We start from the raw sequence: 19818 nt of genomic DNA, 5'->3' as shown, positions 1-19818 counted from the left end.
GGGTGGTCATGGCCGAGCCCGACTACATCCTGCAGCTGGAGAACATCAGCAAGTTCTTCGGCCCGGTGATCGCGCTGAACGGCGTGACGCTGCGCCTGCGCCGCGGCGAGGTGCACTGCCTGCTGGGCGACAACGGCGCGGGCAAGAGCACGCTGATCAAGACGCTCTCCGGCGTGTTCGCGCCGGAGCAGGGGCAGTACCTGGTCGACGGCAAGCCGGTGCACTTCAAGTCGCCGCGCGACGCGCTGGACGCCGGCATCGCCACCGTCTACCAGGACTTGGCGCTGGTGCCGCTGATGAGCGTGACGCGCAACTTCTTCATGGGCCGCGAACCGGTGAAGAAGCTGTTCGGCCTGCTGCCGGTGATGGACCACGCCGGCGCGGCGGCCATCGCGATGGCCAAGCTCGCCGAGATGGGCATCCGCGTGCGCGACGCCGACCAGATGATCGGCAACATGTCGGGCGGCGAGAAGCAGTGCCTGGCGATCGCCCGCGCGATCCACTTCGGCGCGCGCGTGCTGATCCTCGACGAGCCGACCGCGGCGCTGGGCGTCAAGCAGAGCGTCAACGTGCTCAAGCTGATCCACAAGGCGCGCGCGCGCGGCATCTCGGTGATCTTCATCACCCACAACGTGAACCACGCCTACCCGGTGGGCGACAGCTTCACGCTGCTGAACCGCGGCCAGTCGATGGGCACCTTCGCGAAGGCCGCCGTGAGCAAGGAGGCGGTGCTCGACATGATGGCCGGCGGCGCCGAGATGAAGACGATGATGGCCGACCTGGAGGGAGTGACGATCTGATGGGCCCGCTGAACTTCCCCGACGGCCGCCGCTTCGACCTGGCCTGCCTCGGCCGGCTCGCCGTGGACCTCTATGCGCAGCAGGTCGGCTGCCCGCTGGAAGACGCGACGAGCTTCGCCAAGTACCTGGGCGGCAGCTCGGCCAACATCGCCTTCGGCGCCGCGCGCCTGGGCCTGCGGGCGGCCATGCTCTCGCGCGTGGGCGACGAGCAGATGGGCCGCTTCCTGGTGCAGACCCTGCAGAAGGAGGGCTGCGACACCTCGCAGGTGCAGGTCGACCCGCAGCGCCTGACGGCGCTGGTGCTGCTCGGGCTCAAGGACCGCGACACCTTCCCGCTGCTGTTCTACCGGGAGAACTGCGCGGACATGGCGCTGGACCCGGCGCTGATCCGCGAGGACTTCATCGCCTCCTGCCGTGCGCTGCTGATCACCGGCACGCACCTCTCGCAGCCGACCGTGCGCGCGGCATCCGGTGCGGCGCTGGGCTACGCGGGCCGGCACGGCGTGGTGCGCGTGCTCGACATCGACTACCGCCCGGTGCTGTGGGGCCTGACGAAGCGCGGCGAGGGCGAGAACCGCTTCGTCGCCGACGCGCGAGTCACCGCCAGCCTGCAGGCGATGCTGCCGCAGTTCGAGCTGCTGATCGGCACCGAGGAGGAATTCCTGATCGCCGGCGGCGTGCCGGGCGACCTGATCGCCTCGCTGCAGCGCGTGCGGGCGGTGACGCAGGCGGCGATGGTGGTCAAGCGCGGCGCGCTCGGCTGCGCCTTCGTGCCCGGCGACGTGCCGGCGCGCGTCGAGGACGCGCTCACCGTGCAGGGCGAGCGGGTCGAGGTGCTGAACGTGCTCGGCGCGGGCGATGCCTTCGCGGCCGGGCTGATGACCGGCCTGCTCAACGGGCAGCCGTTCGAGGAGGCGGCGCGGCTGGCGAATGCCTGCGGCGCGATCGTGGTCTCGCGCCATGCCTGCGCGCCGGCGATGCCGACGCCGGCCGAGCTGAAGCACTGGTTCTCCGGTAACCGCCACCCGAAGGTGGATGCGGATCGTGTGCTCGCGCACCTGCACCGCAGCACCGCGCCGCGCCCGGCCTGGGACGAGCTGAACGTCATGGCCTTCGACCACCGCAGCCAGTTCCTCGAGCTGGCGCGCGAGGCCGGCGCCGCCGCCACGCGGCTGCCGGCGCTGAAGAAGCTGCTGCTGCGCGCCGCCGAGCAGGTGGAGCGCAGCCGCGCGCTGGCCGGCAAGGTGGGCGTGCTGATCGACGGGCAGCTCGGCGAGGACGCGCTGCACGCCGCCACCGGCCGCGGCTGGTGGGTCGGCCGGCCGGTCGAGCTGCCCGGCTCGCGGCCGCTGCGCTTCGACGGCACGCTCTCGCTCGGCTCGCAGCTGCCGCACTGGCCGCGCGAGCAGGTCATCAAGTGCCTGGTGCACTACCACCCGGACGATGCGGTGGACCTGCGCCTCGAGCAGGAGGCGCGCCTGGCCGAGCTGTGGGAGGCCACGCGCGAGAGCGGGCACGAGCTGCTGCTCGAGATCATCCCGCCGCGCGAGGTCACCGCGCCGGGCACGGCCGATGCGGCGCTGCTGCGTTCGATCAAGCGGCTCTACAACCTCGGCTTCAAGCCGGAATGGTGGAAGCTCGCGCCCATGGCGCCCGAGGGCTGGGCCGCGCTGGCGGCGCTGATCGGCGAGCGCGACCCGCATTGCCGCGGCGTCGTGATCCTGGGCTTGAACCAGCCGCTGGAGGTGCTCGCCGCCGGCTTCGCGCAGGCCGCCCACCCGATCGTCAAGGGCTTCATGGTCGGGCGTACCCTCTGGGCCGGGCCGAGCCTGCGCTGGCTGAAGGGCGAGATCGACGACGCGACGCTGGTGGACGAGACCGCGCGCAATTTCGCGACCCTGGTGGATGCCTGGCGCGCGAGCCGGAAGAGCATGAAGGTGGCGGCATGAAGACAACCCGCTTGACGATGACCCAGGCGCTGGTGCGCCACCTGGCCGCGCTGCGCGTCGAGCTCGACGACGGCTCGCTCGTGCCCTGGTGCGGCGGCACCTGGGCGATCTTCGGCCACGGCAACGTGGCGGGCCTGGGCGAGGCGCTGTGGGAGCAGCGCGCCGCGCTGCCGACCTTCCGCGCCCACAACGAGCAGGCCATGGCCCATGCCGCGGTGGCCTACGCAAAGGCGAACTTCCGCCGGCGCATCATGGCCGTGACCACCTCGATCGGCCCGGGGGCGACCAACCTCGTCACCGCCGCCGCGATGGCGCATGTCAACCGCCTGCCGGTGCTGCTGCTGCCGGGCGACGTGTTCGCCTCGCGTGCGCCCGATCCGGTGCTGCAGCAGCTGGAAGACTTCGCGGCCGGCGATGTCTCGGCCAACGACGTGTTCCGCCCGGTCACGCGCTACTTCGACCGGATCATGCGGCCCGAGCAGATCCTCGTCGCGCTGCCGCGCGCGGTGCAGGTGATGACCGACCCGGCGAACTGCGGCCCGGTCTGCCTCGCGCTGCCGCAGGACGTGCAGGCGCAGGCCTTCGACTGCCCGGAGACCTTCCTGCAACCCGAGCCGATCCGCCTGCGCCGCCCCGAGCCGGACGCACGCGAGCTCGAGCGTGCGCTCGCCACGCTGCGCGGCGCGAAGCGCCCGCTGATCGTCGCCGGCGGCGGCGTGCTGTACAGCGGCGCCTCGCAGGCCCTGGCGGACTTCGCCTCCAAGGCCGGCGTGCCGGTGGCCGAATCGCACGGCGGCAAGAGCAGCCTGGCCTGGGACCACCCGCTGAACCTCGGCGCGATCGGCGTCACCGGCTCGCCGGCGGCCAATGCGCTGGCGCGCGATGCCGACCTGATCCTCGCCGTCGGCACGCGGCTGCAGGACTTCACCACCGGCTCGCACACCCTGTTCGGCCATGCGACGCTGCTGTCCGTCAACGTGCAGCCCTTCGATGCGCACAAGTGGAGCGGCCAGTCGCTGGTGTGCGACGCCCGGGTCGGCCTGCAGCGCCTCGCAGCGATCGACTGGCGGGCCGAGCCGGCCTGGACCGAGCGAGCCCGCAGTGCGGCCGCGGCGTGGAACCAGCGCGTCACCGAACTGACGACCCAGGTGCCGCGCGACACGCTGCCCTACGACGCCGAGGTGATCGGCGCAGTGCGCGAGTCGGTCGCCGATTCGCCCACGCGTGACATCGCCGTCTGCGCCTCCGGCACGCTGCCCGCGGAACTGCACAAGCTCTGGCGCGCCGGCCGGCCCGGCGGCTACCACATGGAGTACGGCTACTCGACCATGGGCTACGAGATCGCCGGTGGGCTGGGCGTGAAGATGGCCTGCCCGGAGGCCGAGGTCATCGTGATGCTCGGCGACGGCTCGTATCTGATGATGAACTCCGAGATCGCCACCTCGGTGATGCTGGGCCGCAAGCTGATCGTCGTGGTGCTCGACAACCGCGGCTTCGGCTGCATCCAGCGCCTGCAGCTGGCCAGCGGCTCGCCGCGCTTCAACAACCTGCTGACCGATTGCGTGCCCGAGGGCGGGGTGGACCTGACGATCGACTTCGCCGCGCATGCCCGTGCGCTCGGGGCCGAGGCCGTGCACGTCGCCGACGTCGCCGAGCTGAAGAGCGCGATGCAGAAGGCGCGCGCCGCGACGCGCACGCAAGTCATCGTGATCGACACGACGCACACCCGCACCACCGACGACGGCGGCTGCTGGTGGGAGGTCAGCATCCCCGAAATCTCGCAACGCCCCGAGGTCGACGCCGCGCACCGGCGCTATCTCGACGGCAAGTCCACCCAACGACTCTGACTCGCCATGACCTGGAACGTACGCATCGGCATCAACCCGATTTCCTGGAGTAACGACGACCTGCCCGCGCTCGGCGGCGAGACGCCGCTGGAGACCGCGCTGAGCGAAGGCGCGCAGATCGGCTACCAGGGTTTCGAGCTTGGCAACAAGTTCCCGAAGGACGGCCCGGCATTGAAGGCCAAGCTGGCCGAGTACGGCGTGGTGTGCGTCAGCGGCTGGTACTCCGGGCAGCTCGCCGAGGGCCCGCTCGATTCCGAGATCGACGCCTGCGCGGCGCACATGCGCAAGCTGCAGCACAACGGCTGCAAGGTGGTGGTCTACGGCGAGGTGGCCGGCTCGATCCAGGGCCAGATCGACACGCCGCTGGCGCGCCGCCCGCGTTTCTCGACCGACGCGCAGTGGCAGGCCTACGCGAAGCGGCTGAACGCCTTCGGCGAACACCTGCAGGCGGCCTACGGCATCACGCTCGCCTACCACCACCACATGGGTGCCTACGTCGAGGCGCCGGCCGACATCGACCGGCTGATGGCCGAGACCGATCCGGCCAAGGTCGGCCTGCTGTTCGACACCGGCCACGCCTTCTACGGCGGCGCGAGCGATCCAGTGGCGCTGCTGAAGAAGCACCTCGCCCGCGTGGTGCACGTGCACTGCAAGGACGTGCGGCCGCAGGTGATCGCCCAGGCGCGCAACGACGGCTGGAGCTTCCTGACCGGCGTGATCAACGGCACCTTCACTGTGCCGGGCGACGGCGTGATCGACTTCGACGCGGTGCTCACCACCCTGCGCCAGGGCGGCTACGAAGGCTGGCTGGTGGTCGAGGCCGAGCAGGACCCGGCGGTCGCACCGAGCTACGTCTACGCGAAGAAGGGCTACGAGACGCTGAAGCGGATCGTCGATCGGCTGTCATGACCAGCCCGCTGCTCGCCAAGGCGGCCAGGGCAGGCCGCGAGATCGTCGACGTGACGCCGGAGCGCGCAGGCTGGACGCATGTCGGCTTCCGTGCGATCCGGCTGCAGCCGGGCGAGCGCGAGGCCGTCGACACCGGCGCGCGCGAGCTGTGCGCCGTGGTGCTGACCGGCACGGTCGACATGGACGTCGACGGCGTGCACTACGAATCGCTCGGCAGCCGCGCCAGCGTGTTCGAGCCGGTCTCGCCGGCGGCGCTGTACGTGCCGCCCGGCCGCCGCGTGACGATCCGCGCCCGCACGCCGGCCGAGGTGGCGCTGTGCAGCGCCCCCGGCGGCGACCGCGCGCGCGACGTGCGGCTGATCGACCCGGCCTCGATGCGCCGCAGCGTGCGCGGCCAGGGCACCAACACGCGCTTCATCTGCGACATCCTGCCGCACGACGACCCGACCGCGGCGCACCTGCTGGTGGTGGAGGTGCTCACCCCGGCGAGCCACTCGTCGAGCTACCCGCCGCACAAGCACGACGTGGAGGCGCCGCCGGTCGAGACCCAGCTCGAGGAAACCTATTACCACCGCCTGAACCCGCCGCAGGGCTTCGCCTTCCAGCGGGTCTACACCGACGACCGCAGCCTGGACGAGGCCTGCGCCGTGGAGGACCATGACGTCGTGATGGTCCCCCGGGGGTATCACCCCGTGGTCGCGCCGCACGGCTACGATCTCTACTATCTCAACGTGATGGCCGGCCCGAACCGCTTCTGGGTCTTCAAGAACGACCCGGCGCATGAATGGATGCTGAAGGCGCCGGCCGCCGCCACCCCTGCACGGAGCTGATTCTCATGGGCGCCCCCGAAGCCTTCACCGCCACCACCGAGGTGGGCCACTTCATCGCCGGCCGCGTCGTGCCGAGCACCAGCGGACGGCACCAGCCGGTCTGGAACCCCGCCACCGGCCAGGTGGCGCGCCAGGTCGCGCTGGCCAGCGCCGACGAGGTGAACGCCGCCGTCGCGGCGGCGGTGGCCGCCCAGCCGGCCTGGGGCGACACGCCGCCGATCCGCCGCGCGCGCGTGCTGAACAAGTTCCTCGAGCTGATGAACCAGCACCGCGACACCCTGGCCGCGATGATCACCGCCGAACACGGCAAGGTGTTCACCGACGCGCAGGGCGAGGTCACGCGCGGCATCGACATCGTCGAGTTCGCCTGCGGCATCCCGCAGCTGCTCAAGGGCGACTTCACCGACCAGGTCTCCACCGGCATCGACAACTGGACGCTGCGCCAGCCGCTCGGCGTGGTGGCCGGCATCACGCCGTTCAACTTCCCCTGCATGGTGCCGTGCTGGATGTTCCCGGTGGCGCTGGCCTGCGGCAACGCCTTCATCCTGAAGCCGAGCGAGCGCGACCCGTCACCCTCGCTCTTCATGGCCGAGCTGCTCAAGCAGGCCGGCCTGCCCGACGGCGTGTTCAACGTCGTGCAGGGCGACAAGCTGGCGGTGGACACGCTGCTCAACCACCCGGACGTCAAGGCGCTCTCGTTCGTCGGCTCCACGCCGATCGCGCAGTACATCTACGAGACCGGCGCGCACCACGGCAAGCGCGTGCAGGCGCTGGGCGGCGCGAAGAACCACATGGTGGTGATGCCCGACGCCGACATCGAGCAGGCAGTCGACGGCCTGATCGGCGCGGCCTACGGCTCGGCCGGCGAGCGCTGCATGGCCATCAGCGTGGCGGTGCTGGTGGGCGACGTGGGCGACAAGATCATCCCGAAGCTGGCCGAGCGCGCCAAGGCGCTGAAGATCAGGAACGGCATGGAGCTCGATGCCGAGATGGGCCCGATCGTCACGAAGCAGGCGCTCGAGCGCATCGAGGGCTACATCGAGACCGGCGTCAAGGAAGGCGCGCAGCTCGTCGTCGACGGCCGCGGCTTCAAGGTCAAGGGCCACGAGCAGGGCTTCTTCACCGGCGGCACGCTGTTCGACCACGTGACGCCCTCGATGCGCATCTACAAGGAAGAGATCTTCGGCCCGGTGCTCTCCTGCGTGCGCGCGAAGGACTTCGCCGAGGCGGTGCAGCTCGTCAACGAGCACGAGTTCGGCAACGGCGTGGCCTGCTACACCGGCGACGGCAACGTGGCACGCGAGTTCGCGCGGCGCATCCAGGTGGGCATGGTCGGCATTAACGTGCCGATCCCGGTGCCGATGGCCTGGCACGGCTTCGGCGGCTGGAAGAAGAGCCTGTTCGGCGACATGCACGCCTACGGCGAGGAAGGCGTGCGCTTCTACACCAAGCAGAAGAGCGTGATGCAGCGCTGGGCCAGCTCGATCGGCAAGGGCGCCGAGTTCGCGATGCCCACCGCGAAGTAGTTCAGGCCAGGCCGCGGGCGCGCTGGTTCGACGCGAAGATCGAATCGCGCCGCAGCGGCGCGCCTCCCTGCACGGCGGCGATCCACTGCGGCGTCGTCGTCACCGCGGCGAAGCGCGAGTGGAACACCACCGCGAACACGCGGTGCATCTCCTCGGCGCTCACGGCGCCGGCGGCGTTCGCATAGGGCAGGGCGCCGCTCGCGTCGGACAGCCATTCCACCGTCAGCCCGGCATGCGCAGCCTGCAGGATGGTCGACGCATCGCAGTTGTGCGTCATGAAGCCGCACACCGTGAGCGTGTCGATGCCGCGCGCGGCGAGCCATTCGGCCAGGTCGGTGCCGGCGAAGGCGCTGGGCAGCAGCTTGCGGATGTGGTGGTCCCGCGGCCGGCTCGCCACCACCTCGTGCAGCTGCCAGCCGGGCGAGCCGGTGGCGAAGATCGGCGAACCCTCGGGCGCATCCTGCTGCACCACCACCACGGGGATGCCGGCGGCGCGGGCCGCATCCATCGCCGCGCCGATGGCCGGCAGCGATGTGGCGAGCGGCGGGTGCTCGATCGGCAGCTTGCCGGTGACGTACTCGTTCTGCACGTCGATCACGACGAGCGCGCGGCGGGGTGCGGTGGGCATGGGGTTCTCCGTGGCTGAGGGCACCATTGTTCGTCGGCGGGGTCCCGGGCGACAGCGGCCCGAAAGCCATTGTTCGATAAAGTCGGGCCATGTCCGTGCCCGAGCGCATCGCCGTCCTCGCCTTCGACGGCATCAGCCCCTTCCACCTGTCGGTGCCCTGCCTGGTGTTCGGCGAGAACCGGGCCGAGCTCGGCGTGCCGGGCTGGCCGCTCGCGGTCTGCAGCGAGCGGCGCGGCCCGCTGCGCAGCTCGGCCGGCTTCAGCCTGCAGCCCACCCACGGCCTGCGCACGCTGGAGGCCGCGGGCCTCGTGATCGTGCCCTCGTGGCGCGACACCACCGAGCGTCCGCCCGAGGCCGTGCTGCGTGCGCTGCGCCGGGCGCACGAACGCGGCGCGCGGCTGGTCGGCCTGTGCCTGGGCGCCTTCGTGCTGGCCGAGGCCGGGCTGCTCGACGGCCGGCCGGCCACCACGCATTGGGCCTGGGCCGAGGCGTTTGCCCGCCGCTACCCGCGCGTGCGGCTGCAGCCCGAGGTGCTGTATGTCGACGACGGCGACATCGTCACCTCCGCCGGCACGGCCGCGAGCCTGGACTGCTGCCTGCACCTGCTGCGCCAGTGGGTCGGTGCTGCGGCGGCCAACCGGGTCGCGCGGCGGCTGGTGGTGGCGCCGCACCGCGCCGGCGGCCAGGCGCAGTTCGTCGACGCGCCGCTGCCGGCCTCGCGCCGCGGCGGGCGCATGGCGGCGCTGCTCGAGTGGATCGAGGCGCACCTGGCCGAGCCGATCGACCTGGACACGCTCGCGGCACGCGCCGCGATGAGCCGGCGCCACTTCACGCGGCGCTTCCGCGAGGCCACCGGCACGACGGTGTGGCAGTGGGTGCTGCAGCGCCGCGTGGCGCGGGCCCGCGCGCTGCTCGAGGCGAGCGAGCTGGGCATCGAGGGCGTCGCCGCCGAGGCGGGTTTCGGGTCGGCGGTGGCGCTGCGCAAGGCCTTCGTCGCCAGCGTGGGCCAGCCGCCGGCCGGCTACCGCGCCGCCTTCCGGGGCCGCGTTGACAGTGCGGTGACGCGGCGGGAATGATCCGGCCATGAAAACCGCCGTCGTCGCCTCGCTCGCCGTGCTCGCCGTTGCCGCTGCCGCCGCGGCCGAGGTCTGGACCGTCGCCGGCCGGCAGGGGCTGGTGCAGCTCGTGATCGTGCCCACCGGCCAGGCTCCCGAGCGCCATGCGTACGACGCGCAGATCGCCCGCCTGTGCGAGCCCGACCGCACCTGCTTCCTGAACTTCTACACCAACAGCACCGGTGCGCCCGTCGAGCTGCCGCTGCCCGACGCCATCGCCCAGGAGGCCACCGCCATCTTCCGGCGCTCGTCCAAGCAGCAGGCCGAACTGTTCCGCTGGAGCTGCCGGCTGCAGGTGGCGCGCGACGAATGCTTCTAGACGCCTGCGCTCAGTCGAGGAACACGGCGCGCGCCAGGCGCCACTCCTGCGCGCCGGCCAGGTTGCGCGAGCAGCCCAGCGGCTCGGGCGGCGCGCCGGGGGCGAGGTCGGAGCGCGAGCGGTCGCCGGTGCCCACGCCGGCCTGGTAGCGGTCGAGCCAGACCCGCAGGCGCCGTGTCGGGTGCTCGTTCTTCACCAGGATCTGCATGCCGTTGCGGTTGACGCAGTCGCCGGCGGGTTCCTCGACGAAGCGCACGTAGCGCTGTGGGTCTTCCTGGGCCGGCGCGGGCAGCGCCGCGAGCAGGGCCGGCATCAGCAGCAGCGACCAGGGGCCTGGGCGGGTGTGTTTCACCATGGCGCCGATGATGCCCTAGCATGCCGCCGAGCGAGGTCTGCATGGGCATCACCAATCGACCGTCCCGATGGCGCCGTGCACTGCTCGGGGCCGCGGCGTGGCCGTGGCTGCCGAGCAGCGGCGCCACCGCGCCCGCGCTGCGGACCCGAGCGCTGCCGCGCGGCGGCGAGGCGCTGCCGCTGGTCGGCCTGGGCAGCTGGATCACCTTCAACGTCGGCGACGACCCGGCCGCCCGCCGTGCCTGCACCGAGGTGATGCGGGCCTTCTTCGCCGGCGGCGGCCGGATGATCGATTCGTCGCCGATGTACGGCTCGTCGCAGGCGGTGATCGGCGACGGCCTGGCGGCGCTGGGTGGCCAGGCGCCGGTGTTCGCGGCCGACAAGGTGTGGATCGGCTCGGGCGCGCGCGGGCCGGCGCAGATCGAGCAGTCGCGCCGCCTGTGGGGCGTGCCGCGTTTCGACCTGCTGCAGGTGCACAACCTGCTGGCCTGGGAGGAGCACCTGGCCACGCTGCTCGAGATGAAGGCGCAGGGCCGGCTGCGCTACGTCGGCATCACCACCTCCGAGGGGCGCCGGCACCGCGAGTTCGAGCAGATCATGCAGACGCAGCCGCTCGACTTCGTGCAGTTCAGCTACAACCTGCTCGACCGCGAGGCCGAGCAGCGCCTGCTGCCGCTGGCGCAGGAGCGCGGCATCGCCGTGATCGTCAACCGGCCGTTCCGCGAGGGCGCGCTGCTGCGCGCACTGGCGCGCCACCCGCTGCCCGGCTGGGCGGCCGAACTCGGCTGCGACGGCTGGGCGCAAGTGGCGCTGAAGTTCATCGTCTCGCACCCCGCGGTGACCTGCGCGATCCCGGCGACCAGCCGTGTCGACCATGTGCGCCAGAACCTCGGTGCCGCACGCGGACCGCTGCCCGACGCGGCGCTGCGCGCGCGCATGGCGGCGCACGTGGCCGCACTCTGATCGCACGGCACGCCATGTCCGAGTGGTGGACCTACCGCCTGTCCGACTTCCTGCTGTTCGCGCCGCGCACCTACTGGCGCCAGTTCGAGCTGATGAACCTGCAGTGGTGGCCGCTGCAGCCGCTGCTGCTGGCCGCCGGCGGGCTGATCGCGCTGGCGCTGTGGCGCGGTTCGGTGCGGGCGCGCCGGCTGGCCGGCCTCGGCCTGGCGCTGGCCTGGGCGCTGCCGGCCTGGGCCTTCCTGTGGCAGCGTTATGCGGGCATCCACTGGCTGGCGCCGTGGTTCGCGGCGGCCTTCGTGCTGCAGGCGCTGCTGCTCGCGGCGCTGGCCTGGCGCGCCGTGCCGGCACCGTCGCGCCTGGCCGCGCTGTGGGTGCTGGGCGCCGTGCTGCTCTATCCGGGGCTCGGCCGGCTCGCCGGGCGGCCGTGGGCGCAGGCCGAGGTGTTCGCGCTGGCGCCCGATCCGAGCGCCATCGCCGGCTTCGCGTTGCTGCTCGGGCAGCGCACGTGGCGGGCGCTGCCGGCCTGGCCCATCCCGCTGGCGTGGTGCGCGCTCAGCGGCGCCACGCTGTGGACGATGGAGGAGGCCCTGGCGGTCGTGCCGCCGCTCGCGGCGCTCGCGGCGCTGGCGACGCTCAGTTCTGGAAGGGGTCGCGCGCGCTAGGCGCCTTGCCCAGCAGCGCCTCCTTGAGCATCGCGTCGGCCGGGTTCTTGCCGAGCCAGATCTTCATCAGGGCGCTGAAGAACTCCGGCTCCTTGATCGGCTGCTCGAACTGCGGCTTGCCGTTGATCAGCACGTTGGTGCCCTGGCCGGGCACGAAGTCGACCGAGAAGTTCTCGCCCGCGAGCAGCTTCTTCTTGGCCGAGAACAGGTCGCTCAGGCGCAGCGTGCCGGCGATCGACTTGGAGAACTCCTCGCGCGGCGCGTTGTCCTCCATGCCGCGGGTGAAGAGCTTGCCGAGTTCGTTGGCGTCGATGTCGCGCAGCATCACGATGTGCATGCGCTTGGGGCCCGGGGCTGCGAGCACGGCATCGGTCGTCGCTGCCTTGCCGCCCAGGTAGAGGCCGGCCGTGTAGACCTTGAAGATCGCCTTGTAGCGGATGCCGGCGCCGTTGAGCACGAGCTTGCTCCCGCCGACGGTGGCCGCGGGTTCGTACTTGACCCCGGCGAGGTCGGTGGTCTGGGCGGCGGCCGGCAGCGCGGCGGCCAGCGGCAGCGCGGCTGCCAGGGCGATGATGGTGCGACGGATCACGACGCTTCTCCACGAGGATCGAACCGGGCCGGTGAGCCCGCGAAGCCGCGCAGTTTGGCAAAGCAGGCGTCGGCCGACAATGGACTTTGTCACGAGTAGACGGGGCTCCCCAGGCGCCGTGCATGCACTGCTACACTCCGGCGCCATGTTTACGGCGCGCAAGCATTGGACGAGGTCGCACGACCGGGGAGCCTGGCCCTGGCGTCGCTGGACCGTTTCGCTCGGGCATTGACCCGAAGCGCCTGCTTGCCGCACCCCGGCGCGCCATGACCTGCGGCGCCTGCCCCGCGGCTCCGACGGCCCGGCCCCAGCCGGCCCGCCACCGACGATCGAACCGCAGTGCGGACGTCCACGACGTCCGCCGGGCCATGGAGGGCCCCACGCCGTGATCACCGAACTCGAATTCAAGAGCCTGGCCGCCCAGGGCTACAACCGCATCCCGCTGCTCACCGAGGCCTTCGCCGACCTCGAGACGCCGCTGTCGCTCTACCTCAAGCTGGCCTACGCCAATGGCGGCGGCAAGCACAGCTTCCTGCTCGAATCCGTGGTCGGCGGCGAGCGCTTCGGGCGCTACTCCTTCATCGGCCTGCCGGCGCGCACCTTGCTGCGCGCGAGCGGCTTCAAGACCGAGGTCGTGACCGACGGCGCGGTGGTCGAGAAGCACGAGGGCAACCCGCTCGATTTCATCGACGCCTACCAGAAGCGCTTCAAGGTCGCGCTGCGACCCGGGCTGCCGCGCTTCTGCGGCGGGCTGGCGGGGTATTTCGGCTACGACGCAGTGCGCTACATCGAGCCCAAGCTCGCCAGGACCTGGAAGGACGGCGGCATCGACACGCCGGACATCCTGCTGCTGCAGTGCGAGGAACTGGCGGTGATCGACAACCTGTCGGGCCGCCTCTACCTGATCGTCTACGCCAACCCGGCCGAGCCCGAGGCCTACTTCAAGGCCAAGCGGCGCCTGGCCGAACTCGGCGACAAGCTGAAGTACAGCGTCACCGCGCCGGCCGTCAAGCGCGGCGCCTCGCACGGCGTGGAGCGCGAGTTCCGCAAGGAGGACTACCTCGCCGCGGTGCACCGCAGCAAGGAGTACATCGCCGCGGGCGACATGATGCAGGTGCAGATCGGCCAGCGGCTGCGCAAGCGCTACACCGAAAGCCCGCTGTCGCTGTACCGCGCGCTGCGTTCGCTGAACCCCTCGCCCTACATGTTCTTCTACGACATGGGCGAGTTCCAGATCGTCAGCGCGAGCCCGGAGATCCTGGTGCGCCACGAGCACGTGCCCGAAGGCGAGAAGGTGACGATCCGCCCGCTGGCCGGCACGCGCCCGCGCGGCGCGACGCCCGAGCAGGACAAGGCGCTCGAGGCCGAACTGCTGGCCGACCCGAAGGAGCGCGCCGAGCACCTGATGCTGATCGACCTGGCGCGCAACGACATCGGCCGCATCGCCGAGACCGGCAGCGTGAAGGTCAGCGAGGCCTTCGTGATCGAGCGCTACTCGCACGTGATGCACATCGTCAGCAACGTCGAGGGCCTGCTCAAGCCCGGCATGACCAACATCGACGTGCTCAAGGCCACGTTCCCGGCCGGCACCTTGACCGGCGCGCCGAAGATCCGCGCGATGGAGATCATCGACGAGCTCGAGCCGAGCAAGCGCGGCATCTACGGCGGCGCCTGCGGCTACCTCAGTTTCGCCGGCGACATGGACGTGGCCATCGCGATCCGCACCGGCATCGTCAAGGACCAGACCCTGTACGTGCAGGCCGCCGCCGGCGTGGTGGCCGATTCGGTGCCCGAGCTGGAGTGGAAGGAGACCGAGGCCAAGGCGCGTGCGCTGATCCGCGCGGCCGAGCTGGTCGAGGAGGGCTTCTGAGATGGCCGCGGGACTCCTGAAGCTCCAGGCGGCGATGCCCGGAACACCCGAGATCGATCACCCCAAGCCCGAGCGCCTGCTGCGCGGCAACCCGAAGCGCGAGACCTGGAACGTGGCCGAGGGCCCGGTGCGCGGCACGCTCTACACCGGGGTGTGGCGCTGCGAGCCCGGCCACTGGCGCATCGCCTTCGGCCCGGCCGAGCACGAGCTGTTCACCGTGCTGCAGGGCCGCTGCCGCGTGCATGCCGACGACGGCACCTTCCAGGAAGCCGGCCCCGGCGAGGCGCTCGCCATCGCGCCCGGGTTCACCGGTTCCTTCGAGGTGCTGGAGACGCTGACCAAGACCTACGCGATCGTCGACGGCGATTCGCCGTCCGCGTGAGGAGCCGACCATGCTGCTGATGATCGACAACTACGATTCGTTCACCTACAACCTGGTGCAGTACTTCGGCGAACTGGGGCAGGACGTGCGCGTGTTCCGCAACGACGAGATCACGCTCGAGGGCATCGCCGAACTCAAGCCCGACCACCTGGTGCTCTCGCCCGGGCCCTGCTCGCCGGCCGAGGCGGGCATCTGCGTCGACACGATCAAGGCCTACGCCGGCAAGCTTCCGATCCTCGGCGTGTGCCTGGGCCACCAGGCGATCGGTGCCGCGCTCGGCGGCCGCATCGTGCGCGCCAAGGTGCAGATGCACGGCAAGGCCGACCGCGTGCATCACGACGGCCGTGGCGTCTACACCGGGCTGCCGCAGGACTTCCGCGTGATCCGCTACCACTCGCTGGTGATCGAGCAGGCCACGCGGCCGGCCGAGCTGGAGGTGACATCGACCTCGGACGACGGCGAGATCATGGGCGTGCGCCACACCGCGCTGGCCGGCACGAAGACGCCGCTGGAAGGCGTGCAGTTCCACCCCGAGTCCATCCTCACCGAGCATGGGCACGCGATGCTGAGGAACTTCCTGGAGCTGAAGGGGTGAGCGGCGTCGTCGACCTGCGCAGCGACACGGTCACGCGGCCGACGCCGGGCATGCGCGCGGCCATCGCCGCGGCCGTGGTCGGCGACGACGTGTTCGGCGACGACCCGACCGTCAACGCGCTGCAGGAGCGTGTGGCGGCGCTGCTGGGCAAGGAGGATGCGCTCTTCGTCACCAGCGGCACGCAGGGCAACCAGTGTGCGTTGATGAGCCACTGCGCGCGCGGCGAGGAGGCGATCGTCGGCGCGCTGTCGCACATGAACCGCTACGAGGGCGGCGCCGGCGCGGTGCTGGGCGGCGTGCCGTTCCACGTCATCGCCAACCGGGCGGACGGCACGCTGCCGCTGACCGAGATCGAGGCGGCGATCAAGCCCGACGACCAGCACTTTCCCGTCACCCGGCTGCTCTGCCTGGAGGACACCTGGAACGGCCGCGTGCTGCCGCAGGACTACCTCGACGCGGCCGCCGCGCTCGCACACCGCCACGGCCTGGCCACGCACCTGGACGGCGCCCGGCTGTTCAACGCGGTGGTGGCCTCGGGCGTGGCGCCGGCGCGGCTGGTGCAGGGCTTCGACAGCGTCTCGGTGTGCTTCAGCAAGGGCCTGGGCGCGCCGGTCGGCTCGGTGCTCGTGGGTCCGCGGGACTTCATTGCCCGCGCGCGCCGGGTGCGCAAGATGCTCGGCGGCGGCCTGCGCCAGGCCGGCGTGCTGGCTGCCGCGGCGCTGTATGCGCTGGACCATCACGTCGACCGGCTCGCCGAGGACCATGCCCACGCGCGCCTGCTGGCCGAGGGCCTGCAGGGGCTGCCCGGCGTGACGGTCGAGCCGGCGCACACCAACATGGTGTTCCTCGACGTCGAGCACGAGCGTGCGGCGGGCCTGGTCGCGCAGCTCGGGCAGCGCGGGCTGCTGTGCACCGGGCTCTACCGCCTGCGCCTGGTGACGCACCTGGACCTTGGGCGCGACGACATCGAGCGAGCCGTCGCCGTGCTGCGCGAGGTGCTCGGCTGAGGTGCTCAGAAGGTCGGCGGCAGTTCCTCGGGCAGTGCGTCGTCCAGGTGCGCCGGCACGGTGAGCGTCGGCACGGTGGCCGCGTCGGTCGCCGGCGCGGGGGCGGCCTGCGGCGCCGCGGCGTGCAGCATCGGCGCCTCGTTGTCGCCGCCGGACAGCAGCGCCAAGCCGGCAACCACGGTCAGCACGACGGTGACCCAGACGATGGTGGCGGCCACGGGCATCGGCAGACGGCCGGACGGGGCGCGCAGGTGGGGCAAGGAATGCATGGTGTTCTCCGCGAGGTCGGGCGCCCGCGCGGGGCGCCGGGGGGCGGACATCGCCCCTTGCCCTCCAATACGAGAACACCCCCCGCCGACCGGACAGGCGCTTTAGGGGGGCGCGGAGCGGCGACAATGCCGGCCGGGCCGGACGCCCCTGCAGGACCGACATGCCGATCACCAACACCGAGGCGCTCACGCGCACCATCGAACACCGCGAGATCTTCCATGACGAGATGCTGGCGCTGATGCGGCGCATCATGGGCGGCGAGATGTCGCCGGTGATGATGGCCGCGCTGCTGGTGGGCCTGCGCGTCAAGAAGGAGACCATCGGCGAGATCACCGCCGCCGCGCAGGTGATGCGCGAGTTCTCGACCAAGGTGGAGGTGGCCGACCGCACGCACCTGGTCGACATCGTCGGCACCGGCGGCGACGGTTCGCACACCTTCAACATCTCAACCTGCAGCATGTTCGTCGCCGCGGCCTGCGGCGCGCGCGTCAGCAAGCACGGCAACCGCGGGGTGTCGAGCAAGTCCGGCAGCGCCGACGTGCTGGAGGCGCTGGGGGTGAGCCTGTCGCTGCCGCCGGCGGCGATCGCGAAATGCATCGCCGACACCGGCATCGGCTTCATGTTCGCGCCCAACCACCACCCGGCGATGAAGAACGTCGCCCCGGTGCGCAAGGAGCTGGGCGTGCGCACGATCTTCAACATCCTCGGGCCGCTCACCAACCCGGCCGACGCGCCCAACATCCTGATGGGCGTGTTCCACCCGGACCTGGTCGGCATCCAGGTGCGCGCGCTGCAGCGCCTGGGCGCCGAACATGCGCTGGTGGTCTACGGCCGCGACGGCATGGACGAGGTGTCGCTCGGCGCCGCCACCATGGTGGGCGAGTACAAGGACGGCGGCATTCAGGAGTACGAGATCCACCCGGAAGACTTCGGCCTGACGATGGCGAGCAACCGCACGCTGAAGGTCGAGACGCCGCAGCAGAGCATGGCGCTGCTGCGCTCGGTGCTCGACAACGAGCCCGGCCCGGCGCGCGACATCGTCATCCTCAACACCGGCGTGGCGCTGTATGCGGCCAACGTGGCCGGCAGCATCGCCGAGGGGGTGGCGCTGGCGCGCGAGGGCATCGCCTCGGGCAAGGCGCTGGCGAAGATGCACCAGTTCGTCGCGCGCACCAAGGAGCTTGCGGCGGCATGAGCCCGGCGCCGAGCCGCCTCAAGCCGGGCGAACGCCCCCTCGGGGGGCAGGGAGTGGAGCGACCGTGGGGGCACTAATGAGCGACATCCTCGAGAAGATCGTCGCGGTCAAGCGCGAGGAGATCGCCGCCGGCCAGGCCCGACGCGACCGCGCCTCGCTGCGCCGCGAGGCCGAATCGCTCGGCGGCGTGCGCGACTTCGTCGGCGCGCTGCGCGCGCAGATCGCCGCCGGCCGCGCCGGCGTGATCGCCGAGGTGAAGAAGGCGAGCCCGAGCAAGGGCGTGCTGCGCGAGCACTTCGTGCCGGCCGAGATCGCCGCCTCGTACGAGCGCGGCGGCGCGGCCTGCCTCAGCGTGCTGACCGACGAACGTTTCTTCCAGGGCGCACCGGCCTACCTGCAGCAGGCGCGGGGCGCCTGCGCGCTGCCGGTGCTGCGCAAGGACTTCATGGTGGACCCGTGGCAGGTGGACGAGGCGCGTGCGATGGGCGCCGACTGCATCCTGCTGATCGCGGCCTGCCTGGACGACGCGGCGATGGCCGACCTGGAGGCCCAGGCCCATGCGCTGGGCATGGCGGTGCTGGTCGAGGTGCACGACGGCGCCGAACTCGAGCGCGCGCTGCGCCTGAAGACGCCGCTGCTGGGCATCAACAACCGCAATCTGCGGACCTTCGAGGTCACGCTCGACACCACGCTGGGCCTGCTGCCGCAGGTGCCGGCGGACCGGCTGCTGGTCACCGAAAGCGGCATCCTGGCGCGTGCCGACGTGCAGCGCATGCGGGCGGCCGGCGTGCACGCCTTCCTGGTCGGCGAGGCCTTCATGCGCGCGGCCGACCCCGGCGCGGCGCTGGCGGACCTGTTCGCGTGACCGCGGACGACCTGGGCGTGGCGTTCGCCTCGCTGCCGCCGGCCTGGCGCGCGGCGCTGCCGGGCTGGACGCCGGGTCGGCAGGCCGATGTGATCCAGCGTGTGCGCGCTGTCTCGGCGCAACGCGAGATCGGCCCGCCGGACCCGTTCCGGGCGCTGCGCTTCGGCGCGCCCGAGGCGGTCAAGGTGGTGGTGTTCGGCCAGGACCCCTACCCGAAGCCCGGGCATGCCGACGGACTGGCCTTCTCGGCAGGGCACGGCAAGCCGGCGTCGCTGCGCCGCATCTTCCAGGTGCTGGCCGAGGACCGCCCGGGGTGGAAGCCGCCGCCTGTGTGGAAGCTCGACGGCTGGGCACGCCAGGGGGTGTTGCTGCTTAATCCGACGCTGACCATCGAGATCGGCCGCATCGGCAGCCATCTGAACTGCGGTTGGCAAGCACTTACAAGCGATATTGTCCGCCTGCTGTGTGAGCGCGACGATGCGCCGGTGTTCATGCTCTGGGGCGACAAGGCGCGCAGCTTCTTCGAGGCGGCCTGCCCGGCCGGGCGCGCGCCGCGGGTGCTGGCCACGCGCCACCCGTCGAACGACTTCCAGCGCCGCTTCATGGCCGAGGGCCGGCATTTCCTGGAGACGTCCGACCGCGTCGATTGGTGGTCCCTCTAGGCGCGGGGCAGCTGTGTTATAGTCGCGGGCTCTGCGTGGAGGGGTGCCCGAGTGGCTAAAGGGGGCAGACTGTAAATCTGTTGGCTTACGCCTACGCTGGTTCGAATCCAGCCTCCTCCACCACCCAGAGTTCGGTCAGCAGAGAGAAGTCAGCGTAGTCAGTCGGTCTCCCGAGCGGGAGTAGTTCAATGGTAGAACCCCAGCCTTCCAAGCTGATGACGCGGGTTCGATTCCCGTCTCCCGCTCCACGTCGCCAGAGGCTTGGGCCTGCGTGCACTCCCAAGCCTGTGTCGACGGTCTCGTCGGTCGGCCCATGTGGCTCAGTGGTAGAGCACTCCCTTGGTAAGGGAGAGGTCGCGCGTTCGATCCGCGCCATGGGCACCAGGTTTTAGTCTTCACTCTCGTCGTCGAGGAGCGAACAAATGTCAAAAGGCAAATTCGAGCGGACCAAGCCGCACGTGAACGTGGGGACGATTGGTCA

General features: G+C 71.3%; 21 protein-coding genes and 3 tRNA genes. 20 read left to right on the top strand and 4 right to left on the bottom strand.

The features are described from left to right. Positions 1-8: 8 nt before the first annotated feature. From D9C15_RS17775 to D9C15_RS17750, 6 genes are read left to right on the top strand one after another with little or no spacing between them, the layout of a single operon-like run. Positions 9-800: an ATP-binding cassette domain-containing protein gene (locus D9C15_RS17775; protein ID WP_127999698.1), complete on the top strand. Its 792-nt coding sequence runs from the start codon at positions 9-11 to the stop codon at positions 798-800. Then, on the top strand, positions 800-2749 hold the full coding sequence (locus tag D9C15_RS17770; RefSeq protein ID WP_127999696.1) for a bifunctional 5-dehydro-2-deoxygluconokinase/5-dehydro-2-deoxyphosphogluconate aldolase: 1950 nt from the start codon (positions 800-802) through the stop codon (positions 2747-2749). The genes D9C15_RS17775 and D9C15_RS17770 overlap by 1 nt, the downstream gene beginning before the upstream one ends. Beyond that, the gene (iolD, locus tag D9C15_RS17765; RefSeq protein WP_127999694.1) at positions 2746-4596 is read left to right on the top strand and encodes a 3D-(3,5/4)-trihydroxycyclohexane-1,2-dione acylhydrolase (decyclizing); all 1851 of its coding nucleotides are present in this window, start codon (positions 2746-2748) and stop codon (positions 4594-4596) included. The genes D9C15_RS17770 and iolD overlap by 4 nt, the downstream gene beginning before the upstream one ends. 6 nt (positions 4597-4602) lie before the next feature. Further along, positions 4603-5505, top strand: coding sequence for a myo-inosose-2 dehydratase (gene iolE, locus D9C15_RS17760; RefSeq protein WP_127999692.1), 903 nt, complete (start codon positions 4603-4605; stop codon positions 5503-5505). Beyond that, positions 5502-6335, top strand: coding sequence for a 5-deoxy-glucuronate isomerase (gene iolB, locus D9C15_RS17755; RefSeq protein ID WP_127999690.1), 834 nt, complete (start codon positions 5502-5504; stop codon positions 6333-6335). The genes iolE and iolB overlap by 4 nt, the downstream gene beginning before the upstream one ends. Positions 6336-6340: 5 nt before the next feature. Beyond that, the gene (locus tag D9C15_RS17750; protein WP_127999688.1) at positions 6341-7861 is read left to right on the top strand and encodes a CoA-acylating methylmalonate-semialdehyde dehydrogenase; all 1521 of its coding nucleotides are present in this window, start codon (positions 6341-6343) and stop codon (positions 7859-7861) included. A gap of 1 nt (position 7862) precedes the next feature. Here D9C15_RS17750 and D9C15_RS17745 read toward each other — a convergent pair whose 3' ends face one another. After that, the gene (locus D9C15_RS17745) at positions 7863-8489 is read right to left on the bottom strand and encodes a cysteine hydrolase family protein (RefSeq protein WP_127999685.1); all 627 of its coding nucleotides are present in this window, start codon (positions 8487-8489) and stop codon (positions 7863-7865) included. 89 nt (positions 8490-8578) lie between these two features. Between D9C15_RS17745 and D9C15_RS17740 the strand changes: the two genes are divergently transcribed. Together D9C15_RS17740 and D9C15_RS17735 are read left to right on the top strand one after the other, a co-directional pair. Beyond that, positions 8579-9565 (top strand): GlxA family transcriptional regulator, encoded by a 987-nt coding sequence (locus D9C15_RS17740; RefSeq protein ID WP_127999683.1) that lies wholly within the window; start codon positions 8579-8581, stop codon positions 9563-9565. 7 nt (positions 9566-9572) lie between these two features. Further along, positions 9573-9923 (top strand): hypothetical protein, encoded by a 351-nt coding sequence (locus tag D9C15_RS17735; RefSeq protein WP_127999681.1) that lies wholly within the window; start codon positions 9573-9575, stop codon positions 9921-9923. 10 nt (positions 9924-9933) lie between these two features. Here D9C15_RS17735 and D9C15_RS17730 read toward each other — a convergent pair whose 3' ends face one another. Then, a complete protein-coding gene (locus D9C15_RS17730; protein ID WP_205854834.1) occupies positions 9934-10278 on the bottom strand; it encodes a hypothetical protein in 345 nt (114 codons plus the stop codon). A gap of 20 nt (positions 10279-10298) precedes the next feature. On the opposite strand from D9C15_RS17730, the gene D9C15_RS17725 reads away from it, so the two are divergent. Both D9C15_RS17725 and D9C15_RS17720 read left to right on the top strand, forming a co-directional pair. After that, positions 10299-11240, top strand: coding sequence for an aldo/keto reductase (locus tag D9C15_RS17725; protein ID WP_240668454.1), 942 nt, complete (start codon positions 10299-10301; stop codon positions 11238-11240). 14 nt (positions 11241-11254) lie between these two features. Next, positions 11255-11902: a DUF6064 family protein gene (locus D9C15_RS17720; protein WP_127999679.1), complete on the top strand. Its 648-nt coding sequence runs from the start codon at positions 11255-11257 to the stop codon at positions 11900-11902. Here the strand turns inward: D9C15_RS17720 and D9C15_RS17715 are convergent. Beyond that, positions 11874-12491, bottom strand: a complete 618-nt coding sequence (locus tag D9C15_RS17715; RefSeq protein WP_240668453.1) for a chalcone isomerase family protein — start codon at positions 12489-12491, stop codon at positions 11874-11876. The genes D9C15_RS17720 and D9C15_RS17715 overlap by 29 nt on opposite strands. A gap of 385 nt (positions 12492-12876) precedes the next feature. Between D9C15_RS17715 and trpE the strand changes: the two genes are divergently transcribed. Genes trpE through ltaE form a run of 4 tightly spaced genes read left to right on the top strand, consistent with a single transcriptional unit; the run spans position 12877 to position 16345 of the window. Beyond that, positions 12877-14361, top strand: a complete 1485-nt coding sequence (gene trpE, locus D9C15_RS17710; protein ID WP_127999677.1) for an anthranilate synthase component I — start codon at positions 12877-12879, stop codon at positions 14359-14361. Position 14362: 1 nt separating this feature from the next. Then, on the top strand, positions 14363-14743 hold the full coding sequence (locus tag D9C15_RS17705) for a cupin domain-containing protein (RefSeq protein WP_127999675.1): 381 nt from the start codon (positions 14363-14365) through the stop codon (positions 14741-14743). 10 nt (positions 14744-14753) lie between these two features. Continuing rightward, positions 14754-15338, top strand: coding sequence for an anthranilate synthase component II (locus D9C15_RS17700; protein ID WP_127999673.1), 585 nt, complete (start codon positions 14754-14756; stop codon positions 15336-15338). Next, positions 15335-16345 (top strand): low-specificity L-threonine aldolase, encoded by a 1011-nt coding sequence (ltaE, locus tag D9C15_RS17695; RefSeq protein ID WP_259372608.1) that lies wholly within the window; start codon positions 15335-15337, stop codon positions 16343-16345. The genes D9C15_RS17700 and ltaE overlap by 4 nt, the downstream gene beginning before the upstream one ends. A 5-nt stretch (positions 16346-16350) precedes the next feature. On the opposite strand, the gene D9C15_RS17690 is transcribed toward ltaE, so the two are convergent. Further along, on the bottom strand, positions 16351-16614 hold the full coding sequence (locus tag D9C15_RS17690; RefSeq protein ID WP_127999671.1) for a hypothetical protein: 264 nt from the start codon (positions 16612-16614) through the stop codon (positions 16351-16353). 161 nt (positions 16615-16775) lie between these two features. Between D9C15_RS17690 and trpD the strand changes: the two genes are divergently transcribed. The 6 genes from trpD to D9C15_RS17660 all read left to right on the top strand — a co-directional run bounded on the left by trpD (position 16776) and on the right by D9C15_RS17660 (position 19721). Further along, positions 16776-17810, top strand: a complete 1035-nt coding sequence (gene trpD / locus D9C15_RS17685; RefSeq protein WP_127999669.1) for an anthranilate phosphoribosyltransferase — start codon at positions 16776-16778, stop codon at positions 17808-17810. A 76-nt stretch (positions 17811-17886) separates the two neighbouring features. After that, complete coding sequence (gene trpC / locus D9C15_RS17680) at positions 17887-18675, top strand: indole-3-glycerol phosphate synthase TrpC (RefSeq protein ID WP_127999667.1); 789 nt, start codon at positions 17887-17889, stop codon at positions 18673-18675. Further along, positions 18672-19337, top strand: coding sequence for a uracil-DNA glycosylase (locus D9C15_RS17675; RefSeq protein ID WP_127999665.1), 666 nt, complete (start codon positions 18672-18674; stop codon positions 19335-19337). The genes trpC and D9C15_RS17675 overlap by 4 nt, the downstream gene beginning before the upstream one ends. Positions 19338-19374: 37 nt before the next feature. Continuing rightward, a tRNA-Tyr gene (locus D9C15_RS17670) sits at positions 19375-19460 on the top strand. A gap of 51 nt (positions 19461-19511) precedes the next feature. Beyond that, a tRNA-Gly gene (locus tag D9C15_RS17665) sits at positions 19512-19585 on the top strand. A 61-nt stretch (positions 19586-19646) separates the two neighbouring features. After that, positions 19647-19721, top strand: a tRNA-Thr gene (locus tag D9C15_RS17660). The last annotated feature ends 97 nt before the right edge of the window (positions 19722-19818 follow it).

The organism is Piscinibacter defluvii, assembly GCF_004011805.1.
Classification (GTDB): domain Bacteria; phylum Pseudomonadota; class Gammaproteobacteria; order Burkholderiales; family Burkholderiaceae_C; genus Piscinibacter; species Piscinibacter defluvii.
Note: the sequence above shows the minus strand (reverse complement) of the source record. Positions and strands in the feature narration are given on the sequence as shown.

What these genes read in the sequence shown, in the direction of transcription:
- D9C15_RS17775 (WP_127999698.1), top strand. Translation starts at nt 9, where the DNA reads ATGGCCGAGCCCGACTACATCCTGCAGCTGGAGAACATCAGCAAGTTC.
- D9C15_RS17770 (WP_127999696.1), top strand. Translation starts at nt 800, where the DNA reads ATGGGCCCGCTGAACTTCCCCGACGGCCGCCGCTTCGACCTGGCCTGC.
- iolD (WP_127999694.1), top strand. Translation starts at nt 2,746, where the DNA reads ATGAAGACAACCCGCTTGACGATGACCCAGGCGCTGGTGCGCCACCTG.
- iolE (WP_127999692.1), top strand. Translation starts at nt 4,603, where the DNA reads ATGACCTGGAACGTACGCATCGGCATCAACCCGATTTCCTGGAGTAAC.
- iolB (WP_127999690.1), top strand. Translation starts at nt 5,502, where the DNA reads ATGACCAGCCCGCTGCTCGCCAAGGCGGCCAGGGCAGGCCGCGAGATC.
- D9C15_RS17750 (WP_127999688.1), top strand. Translation starts at nt 6,341, where the DNA reads ATGGGCGCCCCCGAAGCCTTCACCGCCACCACCGAGGTGGGCCACTTC.
- D9C15_RS17745 (WP_127999685.1), bottom strand. Translation starts at nt 8,489, where the DNA reads ATGCCCACCGCACCCCGCCGCGCGCTCGTCGTGATCGACGTGCAGAAC.
- D9C15_RS17740 (WP_127999683.1), top strand. Translation starts at nt 8,579, where the DNA reads ATGTCCGTGCCCGAGCGCATCGCCGTCCTCGCCTTCGACGGCATCAGC.
- D9C15_RS17735 (WP_127999681.1), top strand. Translation starts at nt 9,573, where the DNA reads ATGAAAACCGCCGTCGTCGCCTCGCTCGCCGTGCTCGCCGTTGCCGCT.
- D9C15_RS17730 (WP_205854834.1), bottom strand. Translation starts at nt 10,278, where the DNA reads ATGGTGAAACACACCCGCCCAGGCCCCTGGTCGCTGCTGCTGATGCCG.
- D9C15_RS17725 (WP_240668454.1), top strand. Translation starts at nt 10,299, where the DNA reads ATGCCGCCGAGCGAGGTCTGCATGGGCATCACCAATCGACCGTCCCGA.
- D9C15_RS17720 (WP_127999679.1), top strand. Translation starts at nt 11,255, where the DNA reads ATGTCCGAGTGGTGGACCTACCGCCTGTCCGACTTCCTGCTGTTCGCG.
- D9C15_RS17705 (WP_127999675.1), top strand. Translation starts at nt 14,363, where the DNA reads ATGGCCGCGGGACTCCTGAAGCTCCAGGCGGCGATGCCCGGAACACCC.
- D9C15_RS17700 (WP_127999673.1), top strand. Translation starts at nt 14,754, where the DNA reads ATGCTGCTGATGATCGACAACTACGATTCGTTCACCTACAACCTGGTG.
- D9C15_RS17690 (WP_127999671.1), bottom strand. Translation starts at nt 16,614, where the DNA reads ATGCATTCCTTGCCCCACCTGCGCGCCCCGTCCGGCCGTCTGCCGATG.
- trpD (WP_127999669.1), top strand. Translation starts at nt 16,776, where the DNA reads ATGCCGATCACCAACACCGAGGCGCTCACGCGCACCATCGAACACCGC.
- trpC (WP_127999667.1), top strand. Translation starts at nt 17,887, where the DNA reads ATGAGCGACATCCTCGAGAAGATCGTCGCGGTCAAGCGCGAGGAGATC.